The organism is Streptomyces sp. NPDC091287 (genome assembly GCF_044768525.1).
GTDB lineage: Bacteria > Actinomycetota > Actinomycetes > Streptomycetales > Streptomycetaceae > Streptomyces.
In genome coordinates this window covers 53,410-74,270 of record NZ_JBIVUV010000029.1, presented here as the reverse complement: position 1 = coordinate 74,270, position 20,861 = coordinate 53,410, and the positions used below count along the sequence as shown (strand labels likewise).

Genomic DNA, 20,861 nt, shown 5'->3' with positions numbered 1-20,861 from the left:
CGATCCGGCCGCCGGTCCAGCAGACGGACGGGCGGTGCCGGCCCGCGGGCCCGTCAGCGGGCCGCGAGCGCGGCTTCCCCGGCCTGCCGCATGGCGGCCAGCGGCGCCGGGACCCGGCCGGTCATCTGCTCGACCTGGAGCAGCGCCTGGTGCACGAGGAGGTCGAGTCCGCCGACGACGGCTCCGCCGTGCGCCGACCAGGCGGCGGCGAGCGCGGTGGGCCACGGCTCGTACAGCACGTCGAAGAGGATCCCCGGGGCCGTCGGCACGGATCCGGCCAGGGCATCGGTGGCGCCGGCGGGGGTGGTGGCGACGACGAGCGGCGCGGCCAGCGCGGCTGCCGCGTCCGCCCAGTCGGCGATCACGACGTCGACGCCGAGCCGCTCCCCCCAGGCCCTCATCTCGGCCGCGCGCTCCGGGCCGCGCACGTACGCCGTCACGGGTCCGGCGCAGACCGCGGAGAGCGCGGCGAGCGCGGAGGAGGCGGTGGCTCCGGCGCCGAGGACCGCGGCGGAGTCGACCTTGTCGATCCCGCGCTCCCGCAGGGCGGCGATCATGCCGGGGATGTCGGTGTTGTCACCGACCCGCCGGCCGTCCTCGGTGAACACGACCGTGTTGACGGCTTCCACGGAGGCGGCCGTCGCGCTGATCTCGTCGAGCAGCGGGATGATCGCCCGCTTGAGCGGCATGGTCAGCGACAGCCCGGCCCACGAGGCGTCCAGCCCCTCGATGAACCCGGGCAGCGCCGCCTCGTCGACCTCGAACCGGTCGTAGGACCAGTTCTCCAGGCCCAGCTCGGCGTACGCGGCGCGGTGCAGGACCGGGGAGAGGGAGTGGGCGATGGGCGAGCCGAGGACGGCGGCCCGGCGGGGCTCACTCACTGGCCGGACTTCCCTTCTTCGTACTCCCGCCGGTTCTTCTCGTGCTCCTCATTGGTCTCGGCGAAGACCGTCTTGTCCTCGTTGATAGAGACGAAGTAGTACCAGGGGCCCGGTTTGGGGTTCATCGCCGAGTGCAGGGCGTCCGCGCCCGGATTGCTGATCGGGCCGGAGGGCAGGCCGATGATCTTGTAGGTGTTGTACGGGTCGTCGATCTTCCGGACCTCGTCGACCGCGCCGATGTCCAGGGTGCTCTGACCCTTGATGTAGTTGACCGTGGAGTCGAATTCGAGCCGCCCGACCGTCTCCATGTTGCCCGGCTTGAGACGGTTGTAGACGACCCGTGCGACCTTGTCGAAGTCGTGCTTGTACTTGCCCTCGACCTGTACGAGGCTCGCGACGGTGATGAGCTCCCACGGAGTCTTGAGGCCGAGCTTCTTCGCGCTGCCCTCCAGGTCGAGCTTGTCGTACTCCTTGTTCGCCCGCGAGACCATCCGCTTCAGCGCGTCCTCGGGCTTGGACCCCTTGGCGACCGGATAGGCCGCCGGATAGAGGAATCCTTCCAGCGGGTCCTTCACATCCGGGTTGTCGTCCGCCCAGTCGGGCAGGCCCAGCGACTCCGCCTTGGTCTTGGCGATCTTCGCCGTGGTGCCTTCCTCCAGCCCCAGCCGCTTGTCGATCTCGCTGTAGACCTTGACGTTCCGGGTCCCCTCGGGAATCACGAAGGCGTTCTGGCTCTTGGGGTCGAGCATCAACTCGATCGCGCTGGCGGCGGACATCTCCTTCTTGAGGAGGTAGACGCCGGCCTGGAGCAACTTGCCCTTGGGGTTGTCGTTCTGCGCCGCGACGAAGGCGTCGGAGGACTTGATGACGCCCTTCTTGCGCAGGATGTTGGCGATGTCGTAGCCGAGCGACTTTTCGGGGATCTCGACCTCGACCTCGCCCGTGCCCGTCCCCGCGTAGTCGGCCGGAGCGCCGAACTGCTCCTGCCAGAAGGTGTAGCCGACGTAGCTGACTCCGCCGAGGCCGCCGAGCAGGACGACGGAGACCACCAGACAGGCAACTCCGCTGCGGCTCTTCTTCTTGCCCTTGCCGCCCCGGCGGTCGCTGCCGCCGCGGTCGCGGCGCGAGGCGCGCGAGCCGTCGTCGTCCGGGTCATCGTCCTCGTCGCGCGGCTCGCGGCCGGCCGGTTCGTCCGCACCGGTGAAGAAGGGGTGCGTCTCCTCGTGCGGCTGGTCCGGGTCCCAGTCCGTCGACGCCTGCTGTTGCTGCTGCTGTTGTTCGGCTGCGGCGTCGCGGCGGCCCGGGGGCTGCGGCGGAGGGTAGGCCTCAGGGGTGCCGTAGTAGTCCTGCGAGGCGTCGTAGCCGCCGGGCTGCTGTGCGTACGGGTCCTGGGGCTCGGCCCCGTACGGCATGGCGGCCTGCTGCCCGGTGTCCCAGCCGCCGTTGTACTGCGGCTGGGCACCCGGCTGCTGGGCGTACGGGTCCTGCTGGGGCGTGCCGTACTGCTGGTGGTCGTACTGCTGCTGGTTCTGCTGATTCTGCTGGTCGTACTGCTGCTGGTACTGCTGGTGGTTCTGGGCGTACGGGTCCTGCGGATAGGGCTGCTGCTGGGCGTACGGGTCCTGCGGAAAGGACTGCTGCTGGTCGCCGTACTGGCCCTGGCCGTGGGCGGCCTGCTGGCCTCCCCATCCCTGGTCCCCGTACAAGGGGTCCTCGGGATGCCACGGTTCGGAGCCGGGGCCCCGGCCATACTCAGTCATCGATCCCCTAGAGCCGCGAGACGACGTTCCGTCTCTTCGCTTCGCTGTGCGGTGTTTGTTCGAACACCGCCGCATCGCGCGGAACGTTACCGTATCGCGATCAGACAACCACTTCGACGCCCTCACCCGGGGGGTTACCTGACGCCCGTTCGGACTCCAGAGCGTTCTGAAGGATCACCACAGCGGCAGCTTGGTCGATGACAGACCGGCCCTTCTTGGACTTCACGCCCGAGGCACGCATCCCCTGAGCGGCCGTCACTGTGGTCATCCTCTCGTCCACCAGCCGCACCGGAACGGGCGCGATCGAGCGGGCGAACACCTGCGCGAACTCCCGGACCTTGACGGCCGCCGGTCCCTCGCCGCCGCCGAGGGAGCGCGGCAGGCCGAGGATGACCTCGATCGGCTCGTACTCCTCGACGAGTTGGCGGAGCCGCCGGTGGGCGGCCGGGACGTCGCGTCCCGGCACGGTCTCCACCGGCGTGGCCAGGATCCCGTCGGGGTCGCACGAGGCGACCCCGATCCGGGCGTCCCCGACGTCGACGGCGAGCCGTCGGCCCCGGCGCATCGGCGTCATCCCGCTCGTCACGCCGTCTCGGTGACGAGGCGTTCGACCGCGGCGACGGCGTCGCCGATGGCGGCCGGGTTCGTGCCGCCGCCCTGGGCGACGTCCGGCTTGCCGCCGCCACCGCCACCGAGGGTCTTGGCGGCGGCGCGCACCAGGTCACCGGCCTTGAGACCGCGCTCGCGGGCGGCCTCGTTGGTGGCGATGACGGTGAGCGGGCGGCCGTTGACCGTGGTGAACAGGGCCACGACGGCCGGCCGGCCGCCCTGGATGCGCCCGCGCACGTCCAGGACCAGCTTGCGCAGGTCGTCGGCGGAGGTGCCGTCGGGGACCTGGCCCGTGACCAGGGCGGTGCCCCGGACGTCCTTGGCGGACTCGACGAGTCCGGCGGCGGCCGCGAGGACCTTCTCCGCGCGGAACTTCTCGATCTCCTTCTCGGCGTCCTTGAGCTTGCCGAGCATGCCCGCGATCTTCTCGGGGAGCTCCTCGGGGCGGCCCTTGACCAGCTCCTGGAGCTGGGCGACGACCGTGTGTTCCCGGGCGAGGAAGTTGTACGCGTCCACGCCGACGAGGGCCTCGATACGGCGCACGCCGGAGCCGATGGAGGACTCGCCGAGGAGCTTCACCAGACCCAGCTGGGCGGTGTTGTGGACGTGGGTGCCGCCGCACAGCTCCTTGGAGAAGTCGCCGATGGTGACGACGCGGACCCGCTCGCCGTACTTCTCGCCGAACTCGGCGATGGCGCCCTGCTTCTTGGCCTCGTCGATGGACATGACCTCGGCCTGGACGTCGAGTTCCCGCGAGAGGACCTCGTTGATCCGCTGCTCGACGTCGGTGAGGACCGTGCCGGGGACGGCGGCGGGCGAACCGAAGTCGAAGCGGAAGCGGCCGGGCGAGTTCTCCGAGCCGGCCTGGGCGGCCGTCGGGCCCAGCGCGTCGCGCAGCGCCTGGTGCGTGAGGTGCGTGGCGCTGTGGGCGCGGGCGATGGCGCGGCGGCGGGTGTTGTCGATGGAGGCGAAGACGGGGGCCCCGACCGTCACCTCGCCGACCTGGACGACGCCCTTGTGCACGTGGACGCCGGGGACCGGCTTCTGGACGTCGCGGATCTCGATCACGGCGCCGGTGTCGAGCCGGATGCGGCCGGTGTCGGCGAGCTGGCCGCCGCCCTCGGCGTAGAAGGGGGTGCGGTCGAGGACGACCTCGACCTCGTCGCCCTCGGTGGCGGCGGGCGAGGGCACGCCGTCGACCAGCAGGCCGACGATGGTGGACTCGCCGGCGGTGGAGGTGTAGCCGGTGAACTCGGTGGCGCCGGAGGTGTCGGCCACCTCGCGGTAGGCGGAGAGGTCGGCGTGACCGGTCTTCTTGGCGCGGGCGTCGGCCTTGGCCTTGTCGCGCTGCTCCTGCATGAGGCGGCGGAAGCCGTCCTCGTCCACGGAGAGCCCCTGCTCGGCGGCCATCTCCAGGGTGAGGTCGATCGGGAAGCCCCAGGTGTCGTGGAGCAGGAACGCCTTGTCGCCGGCGAGGACCTGGCCGCCGGCGGCCTTGGTCTCGGTGACGGCGGTCTCCAGGATGTTGGTGCCGCCCTTGAGGGCCTTGAGGAAGGCGGCTTCCTCGGCGAGCGCGACCGTCTCGATGCGCTTGCGGTCGGTGATCAGCTCGGGGTACTGAAGCCCCATCGTGTCGATCACGACGTCGACCAGGTCCTTCACGACCGAGCCGGTGGCGCCCATCAGGCGCATGTTGCGGATGGCGCGGCGCATGATGCGGCGCAGCACGTAGCCGCGGCCCTCGTTGCCGGGGGTGACGCCGTCGCCGATGAGCATCACCGACGTACGGATGTGGTCGGCGACGACGCGGAGCGAGACGTCCGTTCCCTGCTCGGCGCCGTAGCGGACCCCGGTCAGCTCGGTGGCCTTGTCCATGACGACGCGCAGGGTGTCGGTCTCGTACATGTTCTGTACGCCCTGGAGGATCATGGCGAGGCGTTCGAGGCCGAGACCGGTGTCGATGTTCTTCGACGGCAGGTCCCCGAGGATCGGGAAGTCCTCCTTGCCGTCGCCGGCGCCGCGCTCGTACTGCATGAAGACCAGGTTCCAGATCTCCACGTAGCGCTCGTCGTTGACGGCCGGGCCGCCCTCGACTCCGAACTCGGGGCCGCGGTCGTAGTTGATCTCCGAGCACGGGCCGCAGGGTCCGGGGACGCCCATGGACCAGAAGTTGTCCTTCTTGCCCAGGCGCTGGATGCGCTCGGCGGGAACGCCGATCTTGTCGCGCCAGATCTGCTCGGCCTCGTCGTCGTCGAGGTAGACCGTGATCCAGAGCTTCTCGGGGTCGAGGCCGTAGCCGCCGTCCTCGACGGAGTTGGTCAGCGCCTCCCAGGCGAGCTGGATGGCGCCTTCCTTGAAGTAGTCCCCGAAGGAGAAGTTGCCGCACATCTGGAAGAAGGTGCCGTGGCGGGTGGTCTTGCCGACCTCTTCGATGTCCGGCGTACGGACGCACTTCTGCACGCTGGTGACGCGCGGGGCGGGCGGCTTGACCTCGCCGAGGAAGTACGGCTTGAAGGGGACCATGCCCGCGGGGACCAGCAGCAGAGTCGGGTCGTCCGCGATGAGCGACGCCGAAGGCACGGCGGTGTGGCCGCGCTCCTCGAAGAAGCTCAGCCAGCGGCGGCGAATTTCAGCCGACTCCATCAGTGGTCCTCATTCCGGTTGTTCGAGTTGTAGGGGAGCTTGCGGTACGTCTTCGCGTTCGCGGGCGGTTCGGCCGCTTCGACGGCGAAGTGCCGCTGTACGGGAAGGTCGGGGTCGACCGGCGCTTCCAGGCCCAGTGCGCCGCCCAGTTCGGCTTCGCGCCTGACCATGCCCTCGCGTACGTCGAGGGCGAAGTCCTTGAGCTTGTGACCGGTCTCGATCGCCTTGTCCGCGGCCTGCGCCGCGAGGCTCTCGGGGGTCAGCTGCTTGAGCTTGCGGTTGACCTTGGTGGTGGCCCACACACCGGCGGCTGCGCCGGCGGTGAACCAGAACGTGCGGCGGAACATCGCTCGATCAGTCCTTCTGTCCGCGGGCGTTTCGGCGTTCGCGCCTGCGTCCGCGCGCCGAGGGTACGGTCCGGCCGACGATCACCGTGCGGCGGGCGGAGCCTCTGCTCCGCGCCGGTTCCGGTTCGGGCTCGGGTGCGGTACGGCGGCCGAGGGCCTGCCGTACGCCGTAGCCGAACGCGGCGACCTTGACGAGGGGGCCGCCGAAGGTGGAGGCGACGGTCGTGGAGAGCGCGGAGGCGTTGGAGGTCACCTCCTGGACGTCGCTCGCGATGGCGTCGACCTTGTCCAGCTGCGTCTGCGCGGAGCGCACCGTCGCCGAGGCGTCGGCCAGCAGCGGAACGGCCTGTTCGGTCACGTCCGCCACGAGCTTGGTGGTCGCCCTGAGCGTCTGGGCGAGCCTCACCAGCACCACGGCGAGGAACGAGACCAGGATCGCCCAGAAGACGGCCACGAGGATCCCGGCCACCTCTCCACCGGACACTGTGCACCGCTCTCTGCTCGTCGCTCGGGCCCTGCCGGGCCTTGTCTCCGTCGGTCGCGTCCGGGCCTCGGCCCGGACGCCCGATCGTCGTCGCACGAGCCTATCGCGCCGCGCATCTCCTCCCCTACCGCATTCTCCGCGGGCCGGGCGGGAGTTGCCATAACGAGATTGTACGGAGAGCTTTCAAGCCAGTACGCTCCGTGTTTCATGCGACGCCTGCACGACCCCTGCCCGAATCCCGACGATCCGGACGCCCGCCCCGCACCGGCGCCCGGCAACCTCCCGGCCGAACTGAACCCCTTCGTGGGGCGCGAGGACGAACTGGCCGAGCTGGGCGGGCTGCTGGAGGAGTCCAGGCTCGTCACCGTCGCCGGAGTGGCGGGCGTGGGCAAGACCCGGTGCGTCATCCGGGTCGCCGCACTTCGGGAGAAACGGTACTGCGACGGGGTCCTGCTGGCCGAGCTGTCCGCCGTGCGCCACCCCGATCTGCTGGAACACGCCCTGATCGACGCCCTGGGCCTGACCGATCACACCAGCAGGCCCCCGCGCGCCGTCCTCGTCGAACATCTCTCGGAGCGCCGGACGCTGCTGGTGATCGACGGCTTCGAGCACCTCGTCGACGCCTGCGCCGGCCTCGTCACCGAACTCCTGCGCCGGGCCCCACGCCTCCAGGTGCTCGCGGCCGGACGCTGCCCCCTCCGGGTGGACGGAGAGCGGACGTTCCCGCTCGCCCCGATGTCCGACAGGGACGCCGTGGAGCTCTTCACCGAGCGGGCGCGCGGGGTCCGGCCGGGCTGGCAGCCGACGGCGGGCGAGCGGGCGTCCGTGCTGGAGCTCTGCCGCCGCCTCGACGGGATCCCGCTGGCCCTCGAACTGGCGGCCGGGCGGCTGCGCGCGCTCTCGGTGGAACAGGTGCTCCTGCGCCTGGACGACCGGTTCCGGCTGCTGACCGGGGGCCGCCGCGGCGCGCCGCCCCGCCACCAGACGCTGCGTACGGCGATCGGCTGGAGCCATGAACTGTGCACGCCCGAGCAACGGCTGCTGTGGGCGCGGCTCTCGGTGTTCGCGGGACAGTTCGACCTGGAGGCCGCCGAGTACATCTGCGGCGGGCCGGACCTGCCGGCCGACTCGGTGCTCGATGTGCTGGACGAGCTGCTCGCCCAGTCGGTGGTGGAGCGCGAGGACGGCCCGACCGGCGCCCGCTACCGGCTGCTGGACACGGTCAGCGAGTACGGGGCGCAGTGGCTGGCTGCCGCCGGGGACGCCCCGCGGCTGCGGCGGCGGCACCGGGACTGGTTCCTGGGGCTCGCGACCTGGTGCGAGCTGGACTGGTTCAGCCCGCGCCAGGCGGAGGTGGCGGCGCGCGTCGACAGCGAGCTGCCCAATCTCCGCCGGGCGATGGAATGTTCGATGGAGAGCCCCGACGAGGTGCATCTGGCGCAGCATCTGGCGGGCACGCTGTGGTTCTACTGGACCGGTTGCGGGCGGCTGTCCGAGGGGCGGCACTGGCTGGACCACGTCCTGGAGGAGCCGACCCCGCACGACGCCGCACGGCTGAAGGTGCTGTGGGTACTGGGCTACGTGGCCGTGCTGCAGGGTGACGCGGTCGGCGCGATCTCGGCACTCCAGGAGTGCCGGGAGGAGGCCGAACGCTCCGGGGACGCGACGGCACTGGCGTACGCGGTGCACCGCACGGGGTGCCTGGCGATCGTGACGGACGACATGGAGCGCGCCGAGGAGCTGCTCCGTGACGCGCTCGGCCGGTACCGCGAGGTCGGCGAGCTGAACAGCAATGTGCTGATGGCCCAGGTGGAGCTGGCCATGGCGGTGGCGTTCCTCGGTGATCTGGACGCGGCCGCGGCGCTCTGCGAAGAGGTCCGGGAGATCTGCGAGGACCACGGGGAGCGGTGGGCGCTGGCATACGCGCTGTACGTCCTGGCGTACGCGGCGCTGCGGCGGGGGCGGCCGGCCCTGGCGCGGCAGATGCTCGGGGAGTGCCTGACGATCGGCCGGACGTTCAACGATCTGCTGGGCACGGTGCTGTCGCTGGAGCTGCTGGCCCTGGTGACGGCGGTGGAGGGGGACGCCGGGGAAGCCGCCGTGCTCCAGGGAGCGGCGGAGGGCATCTGGCCGTCGGTGGGGCTGCAGCTGTTCGGCTCGGCGTTCTACGGGCGGCCGCGGGCGGAGTGCGAGGAGCAGGCGCGCCGGGAGCTGGGGAACGTGGCGTACGAGGAGGGGCTGCGGGCGGGCCGGCGGCTGGATCCGGGGGCCGCGGTCGACCGAGCCCTGGCCGGTGGCGGACCCCGGCGGTGGACGGGCCGGGCACGGGCGGGGCGCCGACGGCGGGCGGATCCGGGGGAACGCGAAGGCCCGCCGCCTCCCGGATGACAGGGAGGGGCGGGCCGGAGCGCTGGTGAGAGCGGCTACGCCTGGATCAGCGGGCGTAGTACTCGACGACGAGCTGCTCGTCGCAGATCACCGGGATCTCCTTGCGGTTCGGGTCCCGGTCCAGGCGGAAGGCCAGGGCCTTCAGGTTCACCTGGAGGTAGCGCGGGGTCTCACCGTCGGTGTCGTAGCCACCCTCGCGGGCCACCTGGAAGGGGACCTTGGTGCGGCTGCGCTCGCGGACCTGGACGACGTCGTCGGGGCGCACACGGAAGGACGGCTTGTCGACCTTGCCACCGTTGACCTCGATGTGGCCGTGGACGACCATCTGACGGGCCTGGTAGATGGTGCGGGCGATGCCCGAACGCAGGACCAGGGCGTCGAGGCGGCGCTCGAGCTCGACGACCAGCGCCTCGCCCGTCTTGCCTTCGGCCTTCTTGGCACGGTCGTAGGCGCGCGCCATCTGGCGCTCGCTGATGTCGTACTGCGCACGCAGGCGCTGCTTCTCCAGCAGACGGACCTTGTAGTCCGAGTTCTGCTTGCGGCCACGGCCGTGCTCGCCCGGCGGGTACGGACGAGCTTCGAAGTACTTGACAGCCTTGGGCGTCAGAGCGATGCCGAGGGCACGCGACTTCTTGACCTTGGGACGCGACTGGTTAGGCACGTTCTCCAGACCTCCGTTGTAGGTTAGGTTAGGCTTACCTTACTCAAGGAGATCGCATGTCTCGCCCTGGGAACACCACTCACGTCACGGACAGCACAGACAGCGGCAGCACACCAGAAGGTGCTGCTACGACGGAAGGCCGATCTGATCGTGGTCAGCCGCGTCCCAGCGGGCTTGAAAACACTCGGATGCCGTCAGCAGCCGAGCGCACACGAACTCTCGTACAGAGTACCTGCTCCGCACTGCTCGTCGTACCGGGGCTCGATCTGGCCCGCGCCGAGCCCCTGATCCCGGACAGCCGGACCGTGGGGCCCGAGGGCGACCTGTTCCTCGAATTCCCCGCGGATTCCCCGGCCGTTCGGGCCGCGACGCACGCGCAGGGCGACGAGCTGACCGCCGTGCTGGAGATCACGGACGTCGCTCCGGTCTCCGTACCGCACCGGATCCGCGGCCGGGCGTGGGTCTCCGGCTGGCTCACCTCCGTCCCCGGCCTGGCCGAGCCCGGCCGGATGATGCTGCGCCTGGAGTTCGGCGAGGCGTACGTGGACGACCTCTGGGGTGCCGAGGACATCGAGCCGGAGGACTTCCGGGACGCGGCCCCCGACCCGCTGGTCTTCCACGAGCCGGAGCTGCTCCAGCATCTGCACTCCGCCCACGACGAGCAGATGCGCACCCTGTGCGGTCTGCTGGGCGAGCGCACCGCCCGCGCCTGCTCCCCCCACCAGCCCAGGGCCGTGCCGGTCGCCCTGGACCGCTTCGGGCTGCGGGTCCGCTTCGTCGAGGACCGGGGTTCCTGCTTCGACGCCCGCTTCGAGTTCCCGGAGCCGGTCCGCGACGTCACCGGGCTGCGCCGCGCCATGCACACGCTCTTCGAGGCGGCCGCCTCCTGATCCGGCGGCCGCCTCGGCTCTAGGACGGCTCCGCGCTCTCGCCGGAACGGCCCAGACGCTCGCGAACGCGCTCGACGACGTCCGCGTACCGCGCCTCGGCGCCGTAGCGGGTCGGGGTGTAGTACCGCCGGTCGCGGACCGCGTCCGGGGCGTACTGCTGGGCGGCGATGCCACCCTGCACGTCGTGCGGATAGACATACCCCTGGGCATGGCCGAGCTTGGCGGCGCCCTTGTAATGACCGTCGCGCAGATGGGCCGGGACGGGTCCCGCGAGCCCCTTGCGCACGTCCTCCTGCGCGGCGGAGATCGCCAGGGTCGCCGCGTTGGACTTGGGGGCGAGCGCCAGTGCGATGGTGGCGTGGCTGAGGGTGAGCGCCGCCTCCGGAAACCCGATCATGGCCACCGCCTGGGCGGCGGCCACGGCGGTCGGCAGCGCGGTGGGGTCGGCCAGGCCGATGTCCTCGCTGGCCGAGATCATCAGCCGGCGGGCGATGAACCGCGGGTCCTCCCCCGCCTCGATCATGCGGGCCAGGTAGTGCAGAGCGGCGTCCACGTCGGAGCCGCGGATCGACTTGATGAGCGCGCTGGCCACGTCGTAGTGCTGGTCGCCGTCCCGGTCGTACTTCACGGCGGCGCGGTCGACGGTCGTCTCCACCGTCTCCAGGGTGATCTCCGCCTCGCCCGTGGCGATGGCCGCGCCCGCCGCGGCCTCCAGCGCCGTCAGGGCCCGGCGCGCGTCGCCGCCCGCGATGCGCAGCAGATGCGCCTCGGCGTCCTCGGGCAGGGTGACCGCCCCGCCGAGCCCCCGCTCGTCGGTCAGCGCCCGGCGCAGCAGATCACGCAGGTCGTCGTCGGTCAGCGATTCCAGGGTGAGCAGCAGGGACCGCGACAGCAGCGGGGAGATGATCGAGAAGTACGGATTCTCCGTGGTGGCGGCGATGAGGGTCACCCAGCGGTTCTCCACGGCGGGGAGCAGGGAGTCCTGCTGGGCCTTGGAGAAGCGGTGGATCTCGTCCAGGAAGAGGACGGTCTCCTTGCCGAAGCCACCGGTGGCGCGACGCGCGCTCTCGATGACGGCCCGGACCTCCTTGACGCCCGCGGTGATCGCGGAGAGCTCGACGAAGCGCTTGTTGGTCGCCTTGCTGACCACGTACGCCAGGGTCGTCTTGCCGGTGCCGGGCGGGCCCCACAGGATGACCGAGGAGGCGCCGGCCGGACCGCCGCCACCCTCACCCACGAGACGGCGCAGCGGCGAGCCCGGCTTCAGCAGATGCTGCTGGCCGACGACCTCGTCGAGGACACGGGGACGCATCCGGACAGCGAGGGGGCTGCTGGACGGGTCCTTCTCCTGGCGGTCTTCGGCGGCTGCGGTAAAGAGGTCGGGCTCCACGTCATGAAGCCTATGCGACCCCACTGACAGCGAACCGGCCGCGTCGGTTACCTACCAAAAGTCGTAGGTGCCTCTCAGCTGGTCCAGAAGTCCCACCAGCGGGTCAGGATCAGCATGCCGATGATCCCGATCCACATCACCGGCAGCACCCACGGGAACTCGGTGAGCCCGTTCCGCAGCCAGGCCGGGGCCGGGAGGATGCGGTGCTTGACGTTGTGCGTGGTCACGTAGCAGAACATGACGATGGTGGCGACCCAGGCCAGGCAGCACCACAGGCAGAGCGAGTTGATGTTGTACAGCGACTGATACTGGAGCCAGGTGCAGAAGCCGACGCCGAAGAGCGTCCCGGCGTTCAGCCCGAGCCAGAACCAGCCGCGGAAGCGCGCGCCGGCGAGGAGCCCCATCCCGATCGCGATGACCATGCCGTACGTGACGAGGCCCAGCATCGGGTTGGGGAACCCGAACGCGGAGGCCTGCTCGCTCTTCATGATGTTGCCGCACGCGACGACGGGGTTGAGGCTGCACCCGGGGGTGAAGGAGGGGTCCTCCAGCAGCTTGAACTTGTCGAGCGTGATGACCCAGGCGGCCAGCAGTCCGGCCGCGCCGGTGATCACCAGAAGCAGGGCGAGACCGCGTCCGGCCCCGAAGGTGCGCTTGCGGCCACCCTCGTCCTGATCGGAGGAGAGATCGTGGTCTACCGCTGCAGTCGTCATATCGCCGTTCCATCACCGAGTGGTCAGCCGGGCATGGTCATTGTGCCGCACCCCCGTACGGATCAACCGTTCGATGGACATAAAGGTGTGCGCCCGCGAGTACTCCGCCGGGCGGGCTCCCGGGGTGGCGGGGCCGGGACGACGGAAGATGTACGTGTTCCCTGCGCCGGTCCGGCGACGCCGACCGCGCGGGCGGCTCCAAGTCGGGGTCACCGGCCAGGATGAATCCCCGCCCGCCGGGTTGACGACGGACGAGAAAGGCGCGGGCGGCAGGACCTCATGTCCTTCCGCCCGCGCCCCGCTCACGGCTCGGTCAGCCGAGGCGCTTCGTCAGCTCCGCCGCGACCTCGGCCAGCTTCACCGGGCCCTGCTCGCCGGACTCCATGTCCTTGAGCTGGACGACGCCCTCGGCGAGATCACGCTCGCCCGCGACCAGGGTGTAGCGCGCGCCCGAGCGGTTGGCGCTCTTCATCGCGCCCTTCAGGCCGCGGCCGCCGAACGCGAAGTCGGCGGCGATCCCCGCGCGGCGCAGTTCGGTGACGACGCCGAACAGCGTCCGGCGGGCCTCCTCGCCGAGCGGGACCGCGTACACGCTGGTGGTGTAGGGCAGGTCGAGCTCGATGCCCTCGGCCTCCAGCGCGAGGACCGTGCGGTCCACGCCGAGCGCCCAGCCGACGGACGGCAGCTCGGGGCCGCCGATCATCTCGGACAGTCCGTCGTAGCGGCCGCCGCCGCCCACCGCGGACTGGGCGCCGAGACCGTCGTGGACGAACTCGAAGGTCGTACGGGTGTAGTAGTCGAGGCCGCGCACCAGCTTCTCGTCGTCCTCGAAGGCCACCCCGGCGGTTGTGAGAAGCGCCCGGACCTCCTCGTGGTACGCCTTGCACGCGTCGCAGAGGTAGTCGCGGAGCTTCGGGGCGTCCGTGAGCTGCTTCTGTACGTCGGCCCGCTTGTCGTCCAGGACGCGCAGCGGGTTGATCTCGATGCGGCGGCGGGTCTCCTCGTCGAGCTCCAGGTCCCGCAGGAAGGTCTGGAGCGCCTCGCGGTAGACCGGGCGGCACTCCTTGTCTCCCAGCGAGTTCAGCAGGATGCGGAACCGGCGCAGGCCCAGCGAGCGGTACGCCTGGTCGGCGAGGATGATCAGCTCGGCGTCCAGGACCGGGTCCTCGGTGCCGATGGCCTCGGCGCCGACCTGCGAGAAGTGGCGGTAGCGGCCCGCCTGCGGGCGCTCGTAGCGGTAGTACGAGCCGGAGTACCAGAGCTTGACGGGGAGGTTGCCCGCCTTGTGGAGGTTGGCCTCCAGGGCGGCGCGGAGCACGGACGCGGTGCCCTCGGGGCGCAGGGCGAGCTGGTCGCCGCCCTTGGTGGTGAGGGTGTACATCTCCTTGGTGACGATGTCGGTGGACTCACCGACACCGCGGGCGAAGAGCTCGACGTTCTCGAAGCCGGGCGTCTCGATGTAGCCGTAGCCCGAGTCGCGCAGCGGGGCCGCGATGGCCTCGCGCACGGCGAGGAACGTCGCGGAACGGGGCGGGGTCAGGTCGTACGTGCCCTTGGGGGCCTGAAAGGTGCTCACGATTACGTCTCTCGTCTACATTCCTCGGCGCGGCGCCGCGTCCAGACCGTTCAGGAACGGGTTGGAGGCGCGCTCGCGGCCGATGGTCGTCTGGGGGCCGTGGCCGGACAGCACCACGGTCGAGTCGTCGAGCGGCAGGCACACACGGGCCAGCGACTCGAGCAGCTCGGCGTGGTCGCCGCCGGGCAGGTCGGTGCGTCCGACGGAGCCGGCGAAGAGCAGGTCGCCCGAGAAGAAGACCGGCGGAATGTCCGCGGCCTCGGGCATCCCGAACGTCACCGACCCCTTGGTATGGCCGGGCGCGTGCGAGACGCCGAACTCCAGACCGGCCAGGGTCAGCTTCGAGCCGTCGGTCAGCTCCTTGACGTCGTCCGGCTCCCCCACGGTCAGCTCGCCCATGAGCGGCATCCCGATCGAGCGGCCGAGCGCCTTCTCCGGGTCGCTCATCATGTAGCGGTCCTCGGGATGGATCCAGGCGGGGACGTCATGGGCGCCGCAGACGGGGACGACCGAGGCGACGTGGTCGATATGGCCGTGGGTGAGCACGACGGCGACGGGCTTGAGCCGATGCTTCTTCAACGTTTCCTCGACGCCCTGGGCGGCCTGGTGGCCCGGGTCGATGATCACGCACTCCTCACCGGCGGCGGGGGCGACCAGATAGCAATTGGTCCCCCAGGCCCCGGCGGGGAACCCGGCAATGAGCACGATCGTCCTTAATGTTCGTCCGGAGGATGCGGCAACGGCGAAGGATGCGGCAGATCAGAGCCTACCGGCGCTCCTCATGACACAGGTAACCCATATACGGTACGGGCAGCTCAGGCCCTCATCTCACGACGTAACAAGGAGCCCACCGGTGTCCAGCAGCGAACAGCGGCGGCGGCAGCTCGCCCGGGAAAAGTTCGAGCGCCAGCAGAAGCGCCGGGAGGAAGCCCGCAGCAGGACGAGGCGCATCACCGCGATCGTCGCGGCCTCGGTGGCCGTGGTCGCCGTCGTGGGCGTGAGCGCGTTCGTGGTGGCGGGCAAGGACGACGACAAGGACAAGAAGAGCGAGGCGGCGGCGAGCCAGAGCCCCACTCCGGAGCCTTCGGAGAGCGAGAGCAAGGCTCCCACGCCGCCGATGAAGATCGACAAAAAGGCGACGTACACGATGTCGCTCAAGACGAGCCAGGGCGACATAGCTTTCTCGATGGACGCGGCGAAGACTCCGGAGACGGTGAACTCCTTCAAGGCGCTCGCCGACAAGGGCTACTTCGACGACACCAAGTGCCACCGGCTGACCACCCAGGGCATCTTCGTGCTCCAGTGCGGCGACCCGAAGGGCGACGGCACGGGCGGTCCTGGCTACAACATCCCGGACGAGAACCTGGACGCGCTCGGCAAGGCGGGCGCCGACGGCACGGTCGTCTACCCGCCGGGCACGGTGGCGATGGCCAATACCGGCCAGCCGAACTCCGGTGGCAGCCAGTACTTCCTGGTCTACAAGGAGACCAAGCTCCCGCCCACCTACACCCCGTTCGGCACGATGGACGACGCCTCGCTGAAGGCCGTCCAGAAGGTCGGCGAGGCCGGTGTCGAGGGCGGTGCGGGCGACGGCGCCCCGAAGAAGGCCGTGACGGTCGAGAAGGCTTCGGTCGAGAAGGGCTGAACCGGCGGGACGGGACCGGCGGGACGGCGACCGGCCGGGCGGCCACCGGCGGGGCGGAGCGCCGCCGGTGGCCGGAGGGAAGAATTTCGGCCGTGCTGAGTGCGGACAGCCGGGTGGCCGGTCGCCTAGATTGGCGTTGTGCAGGGCGGGCGATGCCCGCCCCAGGAAACTGTGGACGATGCCCGGGGGGCGAACCCCCTCGCAGGCATCAGGTGGAGGAGGCGCTGTGAGCAGCGACCCGTGGGGCCGCGTCGATGAGACGGGCACCGTGTACGTGCGTACAGCCGAGGGCGAGCAGGTCGTCGGATCGTGGCAGGCCGGTTCGCCCGAGGAGGCTCTGGCCTATTTCGAGCGCAAGTACGACGGCATTGTGGTCGAGATCGGCCTCCTCGAACGGCGGGTGAAGACCACCGATCTGTCGGCGAAGGACGCGACGACGGCCATCGACCACCTGCGGCAGCAGGTCGACGAACACCACGCGGTGGGCGACCTCGACGCGCTGCGCAAGCGGCTGGACGCGCTCGTCGCGACGGTCGAGGCGCGGCGCGAGGAGCGCAAGGTCCTCAAGGCCAAGCAGACCGACGAGGCCAAGCAGGCCAAGGAGGCGCTGGTCGCCGAGGCGGAGGAGCTGGCGCAGAGCGAGCAGTGGCGCTCCGCGGGCGAGCGGCTGCGGGCGCTGGTGGACACCTGGAAGGGTCTCCCCCGCCTCGACCGCAAGTCGGACGACGAGCTGTGGCACCGCTTCTCGCACGCCCGCTCGGCGTTCTCCAAGCGGCGCAAGGCCCACTTCGCCGCGTTGGACGCCCAGCGCGAGGACGCCCGCAAGGCCAAGGAGAAGCTGGTCACCGAGGCCGAGGCGCTGTCCGGCTCCACGGACTGGGTGACCACGGCCGCGCGTTACCGCGACCTGATGACCGAGTGGAAGGCGGCGGGCCGCGCCCAGCGCGAGTCCGAGGACGACCTGTGGAACCGTTTCCGCGGCGCCCAGGACGTCTTCTTCGCCGCCCGCAGCGGGGTCTTCGCGGAGCGGGACGCCGAGCAGGGCGAGAACCTCAAGCTCAAGGAGGAGCTCGCCGCGGAGGCCGAGAAGCTGGTGCCGGTGAAGGACCTCAAGGCGGCCCGGGCCGCGTTCCGGTCCATCAACGAGCGCTGGGAGGCCATCGGCCACGTACCGCGTGACGCCCGCCCGAAGGTCGAGGGCCGGATGCAGGCGGTGGAGCGGGTGCTCCAGGAGTCCGAGGAGTCGGAGTGGCGCCGGACGAACCCGGAGGCGCGGGCCCGCGCCGCGGGTCTGACGGGTCAGCTCCAGGCCGCCGTGGACAAGCTGCGCGGCCAGATCGACACCGCGCGTGCCCAGGGCAACAACGCCCGTGCGGACAAGCTGGCCAAGGAGCTGGAGGGGCGCCAGGCGCTGCTGGACCAGGCGCTCAAGGGCCTGGAGGAGTTCGGCGGCTGAGAGAGACGGCTGCCAGAAGGCCCCGGTACGCGATGCGTACCGGGGCCTTTCCGTTTGCCGCTGCTACGGCCTGCGGGCCGAGGTGACGCGGTAGACGTCGTAGACGCCCTCCACGCCGCGTACGGCCTTCAGGACGTGGCCCAGGTGCTTGGGGTCGCCCATCTCGAAGGTGAACCGCGAGGTGGCCACCCGGTCGCGGGAGGTCTGGACGGCCGCCGACAGGATGTTGACGTGCTGGTCGGAGAGGATCCGGGTGACGTCGGAGAGCAGCCGTGAGCGGTCCAGCGCCTCGACCTGGATGGCGACCAGGAAGACGGAGGACTGGGTGGGGGCCCACTCGACCTCCAGGATCCGTTCGGGCTGCTGCGAGAGCGACTCCACGTTGACGCAGTCGGCGCGGTGCACGGAGACGCCGCTGCCCCGGGTGACGAAGCCGATGATCGGGTCGCCGGGGACGGGCGTACAACAGCGGGCCAGCTTGACCCAGACGTCCTCGACGCCCTTGACGACGACGCCGGGATCCGCGTTGGCGCGGCGCTTGCTGCGACCGCCGTGCGAGGGCGGGGTGGACTCGGCGAGGTCCTCGTTGGCCTCGTCGTGGCCGCCGAGTGCCTGCACCAGCTTCTGCACGACGCCCGCCGCCGCGACATGGCCCTCGCCGATCGCCGCGTACAGCGAGGAGATGTCCGGGTAGCGCATCTCGTGGGCGAGGGTGACCAGGGAGTCGCCGGTCAGGATGCGCTGGATCGGCAGGTTCTGCTTGCGCATGGCGCGCGCGATGGAGTCCTTGCCCTGCTCGATGGCCTCGTCGCGGCGCTCCTTGGAGAACCAGGCGCGGATCTTGTTGCGGGCGCGCGGCGACTTGACGAAGCCGAGCCAGTCCCGGGAGGGCCCGGCGCCGGCCGCCTTGGAGGTGAAGACCTCGACCAGGTCGCCGTTGTCGAGCGTCGATTCGAGCGGGACGAGCCGCCCGTTGACGCGTGCTCCTATGGTCCGGTGGCCGACCTCGGTGTGGACGGCGTACGCGAAGTCGACGGGGGTCGCGCCGGCCGGCAGCGCTATCACGTCGCCCTTCGGCGTGAAGACGAAGACCTCGTTGCGCGAGAGGTCGAAGCGCAGGGACTCCAGGAACTCGCTGGGGTCCTCGGTCTCCTTCTGCCAGTCCAGGAGCTGACGCAGCCACGCCATGTCGTTGACGGTGTCCTGCCCGCGCCCGGTGCTCTTGGGTACGTCGGTACGCACCTTGGAGGCGCCGGCGGAGGGCTCCTGCTTGTACTTCCAGTGGGCGGCGATGCCGTACTCGGCGCGGCGGTGCATGTCGAACGTCCGGATCTGGAGCTCGACGGGCTTGCCGCTGGGACCGATCACCGTGGTGTGCAGTGACTGGTACATGTTGAACTTGGGCATCGCGATGTAGTCCTTGAACCGCCCGGGCACCGGGTTCCACCGGGCGTGGACGGTGCCGAGCGCCGCGTAGCAGTCGCGGACCGTGTCGACGAGGACGCGGATGCCCACCAGGTCGTAGATCTCGGCGAAGTCGCGGCCTCGCACGATCATCTTCTGGTAGACGCTGTAGTAGTGCTTGGGGCGGCCGGTGACGGTGGCCTTGATGCGGGCGGCGCGCAGGTCGGCCTGGACCTCGTCGGTCACTATGGCGAGGTATTCGTCGCGCTTGGGGGCGCGCTCGGCGACGAGCCGGACGATCTCGTCGTACATCTTGGGGTAGAGGATCGCGAAGGCGAGGTCCTCCAGCTCCCACTTGATGGTGTTCATGCCCAGCCGGTGCGCCAGCGGGGCGTAGATCTCCAGCGTCTCGCGGGCCTTCTTCTCCTGCTTCTCCCGCTTGAGGTAGCGCATGGTGCGCATGTTGTGCAGGCGGTCGGCGAGCTTGATGACCAGGACCCGGGGGTCCTTGGCCATGGCGACGACCATCTTGCGTACGGTCTCGGCCTGTGCGGCCTCGCCGAACTTGACCTTGTCGAGCTTGGTGACGCCGTCGACGAGCAGGGCGACCTGGTCGCCGAAGTCGCGCCGCAGGGTGTCCAGGCCGTACTCGGTGTCCTCGACGGTGTCGTGCAGCAGGCCCGCCATCAGCGTCGCCGGGTCCATGCCCAGCTCGGCGAGGATCGTGGTGACGGCCAGCGGGTGGGTGATGTAGGGGTCGCCGCTCTTGCGCTTCTGACCGCGGTGCCAGCGCTCGGCGACCTGGTAGGCCTTCTCGATCTGGCGGAGCGTGGCCGTCTCGATCTTGGGGTCGTTGCCCCGGACCGTACGCAGGAGGGGTTCCAGGACCGGGTTGTACGGGCTGGAGCGCTGTACGCCCAGTCGGGCGAGGCGGGCCCGCACGCGGTTGGAGGAGCCGCCGGTGCGGGAGGCGGACCCGGCGGTGGCCCCGGTCCTCGCGGGAGGCCCGGGGGCCGGGGGCTTGGGCGCGGCGGCGGCCGGCTTCCTGGCCGGGGGCTGCGCCGGGCCCGTGGGCCCGGCCGGATTCGGCGGCGTCTCGGGGCCCGCGGGCTTCGCGGGAGGGGCGGCCGGCCCGGCGGGCTTCGCGGCGGCCGGGGGGCGCGCGGCGTCGGCGGCGGGCTCGGCGGGCGCGGGCTCCGGCGCGTTCGAGGGCGCGGCCTTTTCCGGCGTGGCGGGGGCCGCCACGGGCTTGTCGGGCTGCGGGGCGGCGGCTGACTGGGCCTCGTCTGGCAAGAGCGCTCCTCGTGCGGATCCGGGGTACCCGGAGAGCCCATGGTATCGATCCCCCGGCGGGACCTCGCCCGGGGACGGTGGGAGCCTGCACAACGAGGGATGGGCACCCGGTGTTCCCGGGTGCCCATCCCTCGTGCTCGGTGTCCGTCGCAGGACGGTGACCGGCGGATCAGACCGTGATCAGGGCCTCCAGCGGTGCGCCTGCGAGGCCCGGCTCCAGGCGGGCCCGGCCCGCGAGGAAGCCGAGCTCCATGAGGACCGCGACGCCCGCGACCTTGGCGCCGGCCCGCCGGATGAGCTCCAGCGAGGCCTCGGCGGTGCCGCCGGTGGCGAGGACGTCGTCGATGATCATGACCCGGTCCTCCGCGTCGAGGTCCTCGGCGTGGATCTCGATCTCCGCGCTGCCGTACTCCAGCTCGTAGGACTGGCTCAGCGTGGCGCCGGGGAGCTTCCCGGCCTTGCGGACCGGGATGAACCCGATGCCCGCCCGGACCGCGACGGGCGCGGCCAGGATGAAGCCGCGCGCCTCCAGGCCGACGATCTTCGTGGCGCCGTGCCGTACGCACAGCTCCGCGAGGGCGTCGGTGAGCGCCGTGAACGCCACCGGGTCCGCGAGCAGCGGGGTGATGTCCTTGAACATCACGCCCGGCTTCGGGTAGTCCGCGACATCGCGGATCCGGCTGAGCAGCAGCTCCCTGGTGGATTCGGTGGTGCTCGTCAT

Annotated in this window: 16 protein-coding genes and 1 pseudogene; 4 read left to right on the top strand and 13 right to left on the bottom strand. The window is 70.8% G+C overall.

The window, feature by feature from the left end; genetic code table 11:
• Nucleotides 1-53: 53 nt before the first annotated feature.
• From ACIQRW_RS35890 to ACIQRW_RS35865, 6 genes are all read right to left on the bottom strand, one after another.
• A complete protein-coding gene (locus tag ACIQRW_RS35890) occupies nucleotides 54-881 on the bottom strand; it encodes a shikimate dehydrogenase (RefSeq protein WP_403768874.1) in 828 nt (275 codons plus the stop codon).
• A complete protein-coding gene (mltG, locus tag ACIQRW_RS35885; protein ID WP_403768871.1) occupies nucleotides 878-2,641 on the bottom strand; it encodes an endolytic transglycosylase MltG in 1,764 nt (587 codons plus the stop codon). Before mltG ends, ACIQRW_RS35890 begins: the two co-directional genes overlap by 4 nt.
• Nucleotides 2,642-2,741: 100 nt before the next feature.
• Entirely contained in the window at nucleotides 2,742-3,215 is a 474-nt protein-coding gene (gene ruvX, locus ACIQRW_RS35880) for a Holliday junction resolvase RuvX (protein ID WP_179892451.1), read from the bottom strand.
• Between the two features lie 8 nt (nucleotides 3,216-3,223).
• On the bottom strand, nucleotides 3,224-5,893 hold the full coding sequence (gene alaS / locus ACIQRW_RS35875; RefSeq protein WP_403768868.1) for an alanine--tRNA ligase: 2,670 nt from the start codon (nucleotides 5,891-5,893) through the stop codon (nucleotides 3,224-3,226).
• A complete protein-coding gene (locus ACIQRW_RS35870) occupies nucleotides 5,893-6,240 on the bottom strand; it encodes a DUF6167 family protein (protein WP_403768865.1) in 348 nt (115 codons plus the stop codon). Before ACIQRW_RS35870 ends, alaS begins: the two co-directional genes overlap by 1 nt.
• 7 nt (nucleotides 6,241-6,247) lie before the next feature.
• The gene (locus ACIQRW_RS35865; RefSeq protein WP_403768862.1) at nucleotides 6,248-6,709 is read right to left on the bottom strand and encodes a DUF948 domain-containing protein; all 462 of its coding nucleotides are present in this window, start codon (nucleotides 6,707-6,709) and stop codon (nucleotides 6,248-6,250) included.
• A 222-nt stretch (nucleotides 6,710-6,931) separates the two neighbouring features.
• On the opposite strand from ACIQRW_RS35865, the pseudogene ACIQRW_RS35860 reads away from it, so the two are divergent.
• Nucleotides 6,932-9,141: pseudogene (locus tag ACIQRW_RS35860) on the top strand (ATP-binding protein).
• 17 nt (nucleotides 9,142-9,158) lie between these two features.
• Here ACIQRW_RS35860 and rpsD read toward each other — a convergent pair.
• Nucleotides 9,159-9,773, bottom strand: coding sequence for a 30S ribosomal protein S4 (rpsD, locus tag ACIQRW_RS35855; protein ID WP_015607373.1), 615 nt, complete (start codon nucleotides 9,771-9,773; stop codon nucleotides 9,159-9,161).
• Between the two features lie 188 nt (nucleotides 9,774-9,961).
• On the opposite strand from rpsD, the gene ACIQRW_RS35850 reads away from it, so the two are divergent.
• Nucleotides 9,962-10,663, top strand: coding sequence for a DUF2470 domain-containing protein (locus tag ACIQRW_RS35850; RefSeq protein WP_403768859.1), 702 nt, complete (start codon nucleotides 9,962-9,964; stop codon nucleotides 10,661-10,663).
• Nucleotides 10,664-10,682: 19 nt separating this feature from the next.
• On the opposite strand, the gene ACIQRW_RS35845 is transcribed toward ACIQRW_RS35850, so the two are convergent.
• The 4 genes from ACIQRW_RS35845 to ACIQRW_RS35830 form a co-directional block, all read right to left on the bottom strand.
• Complete coding sequence (locus ACIQRW_RS35845; RefSeq protein WP_403768856.1) at nucleotides 10,683-12,053, bottom strand: replication-associated recombination protein A; 1,371 nt, start codon at nucleotides 12,051-12,053, stop codon at nucleotides 10,683-10,685.
• A 74-nt stretch (nucleotides 12,054-12,127) separates the two neighbouring features.
• Nucleotides 12,128-12,766, bottom strand: coding sequence for a vitamin K epoxide reductase family protein (locus ACIQRW_RS35840; RefSeq protein ID WP_403768853.1), 639 nt, complete (start codon nucleotides 12,764-12,766; stop codon nucleotides 12,128-12,130).
• Nucleotides 12,767-13,079: 313 nt separating this feature from the next.
• Nucleotides 13,080-14,342, bottom strand: a complete 1,263-nt coding sequence (gene hisS, locus ACIQRW_RS35835) for a histidine--tRNA ligase (protein ID WP_403768850.1) — start codon at nucleotides 14,340-14,342, stop codon at nucleotides 13,080-13,082.
• Nucleotides 14,343-14,357: 15 nt separating this feature from the next.
• Nucleotides 14,358-15,047, bottom strand: a complete 690-nt coding sequence (locus ACIQRW_RS35830; RefSeq protein ID WP_215107317.1) for an MBL fold metallo-hydrolase — start codon at nucleotides 15,045-15,047, stop codon at nucleotides 14,358-14,360.
• A gap of 148 nt (nucleotides 15,048-15,195) precedes the next feature.
• Here ACIQRW_RS35830 and ACIQRW_RS35825 point away from each other — a divergent pair, with 148 nt between their 5' ends.
• Together ACIQRW_RS35825 and ACIQRW_RS35820 are read left to right on the top strand one after the other, a co-directional pair.
• Nucleotides 15,196-15,987 carry a peptidylprolyl isomerase gene (locus tag ACIQRW_RS35825; RefSeq protein WP_403768847.1) on the top strand — a complete coding sequence of 264 codons (792 nt, stop codon included), beginning with the start codon at nucleotides 15,196-15,198 and terminating at the stop codon, nucleotides 15,985-15,987.
• A 226-nt stretch (nucleotides 15,988-16,213) separates the two neighbouring features.
• Nucleotides 16,214-17,443, top strand: a complete 1,230-nt coding sequence (locus ACIQRW_RS35820; protein WP_403768845.1) for a DUF349 domain-containing protein — start codon at nucleotides 16,214-16,216, stop codon at nucleotides 17,441-17,443.
• A 63-nt stretch (nucleotides 17,444-17,506) separates the two neighbouring features.
• Here the strand turns inward: ACIQRW_RS35820 and ACIQRW_RS35815 are convergent, their stop codons facing one another.
• A complete protein-coding gene (locus ACIQRW_RS35815) occupies nucleotides 17,507-20,140 on the bottom strand; it encodes a RelA/SpoT family protein (protein WP_403768842.1) in 2,634 nt (877 codons plus the stop codon).
• A gap of 169 nt (nucleotides 20,141-20,309) precedes the next feature.
• Entirely contained in the window at nucleotides 20,310-20,861 is a 552-nt protein-coding gene (locus ACIQRW_RS35810) for an adenine phosphoribosyltransferase (protein ID WP_403768839.1), read from the bottom strand.

What these genes read in the sequence shown, in the direction of transcription:
- ACIQRW_RS35870 (WP_403768865.1), bottom strand. Translation starts at nt 6,240, where the DNA reads ATGTTCCGCCGCACGTTCTGGTTCACCGCCGGCGCAGCCGCCGGTGTG.
- ACIQRW_RS35850 (WP_403768859.1), top strand. Translation starts at nt 9,962, where the DNA reads ATGCCGTCAGCAGCCGAGCGCACACGAACTCTCGTACAGAGTACCTGC.
- ACIQRW_RS35810 (WP_403768839.1), bottom strand. Translation starts at nt 20,861, where the DNA reads ATGACGAGCACCACCGAATCCACCAGGGAGCTGCTGCTCAGCCGGATC.
- mltG (WP_403768871.1), bottom strand. Translation starts at nt 2,641, where the DNA reads ATGACTGAGTATGGCCGGGGCCCCGGCTCCGAACCGTGGCATCCCGAG.
- ACIQRW_RS35840 (WP_403768853.1), bottom strand. Translation starts at nt 12,766, where the DNA reads ATGACGACTGCAGCGGTAGACCACGATCTCTCCTCCGATCAGGACGAG.
- alaS (WP_403768868.1), bottom strand. Translation starts at nt 5,893, where the DNA reads ATGGAGTCGGCTGAAATTCGCCGCCGCTGGCTGAGCTTCTTCGAGGAG.
- ruvX (WP_179892451.1), bottom strand. Translation starts at nt 3,215, where the DNA reads ATGACGCCGATGCGCCGGGGCCGACGGCTCGCCGTCGACGTCGGGGAC.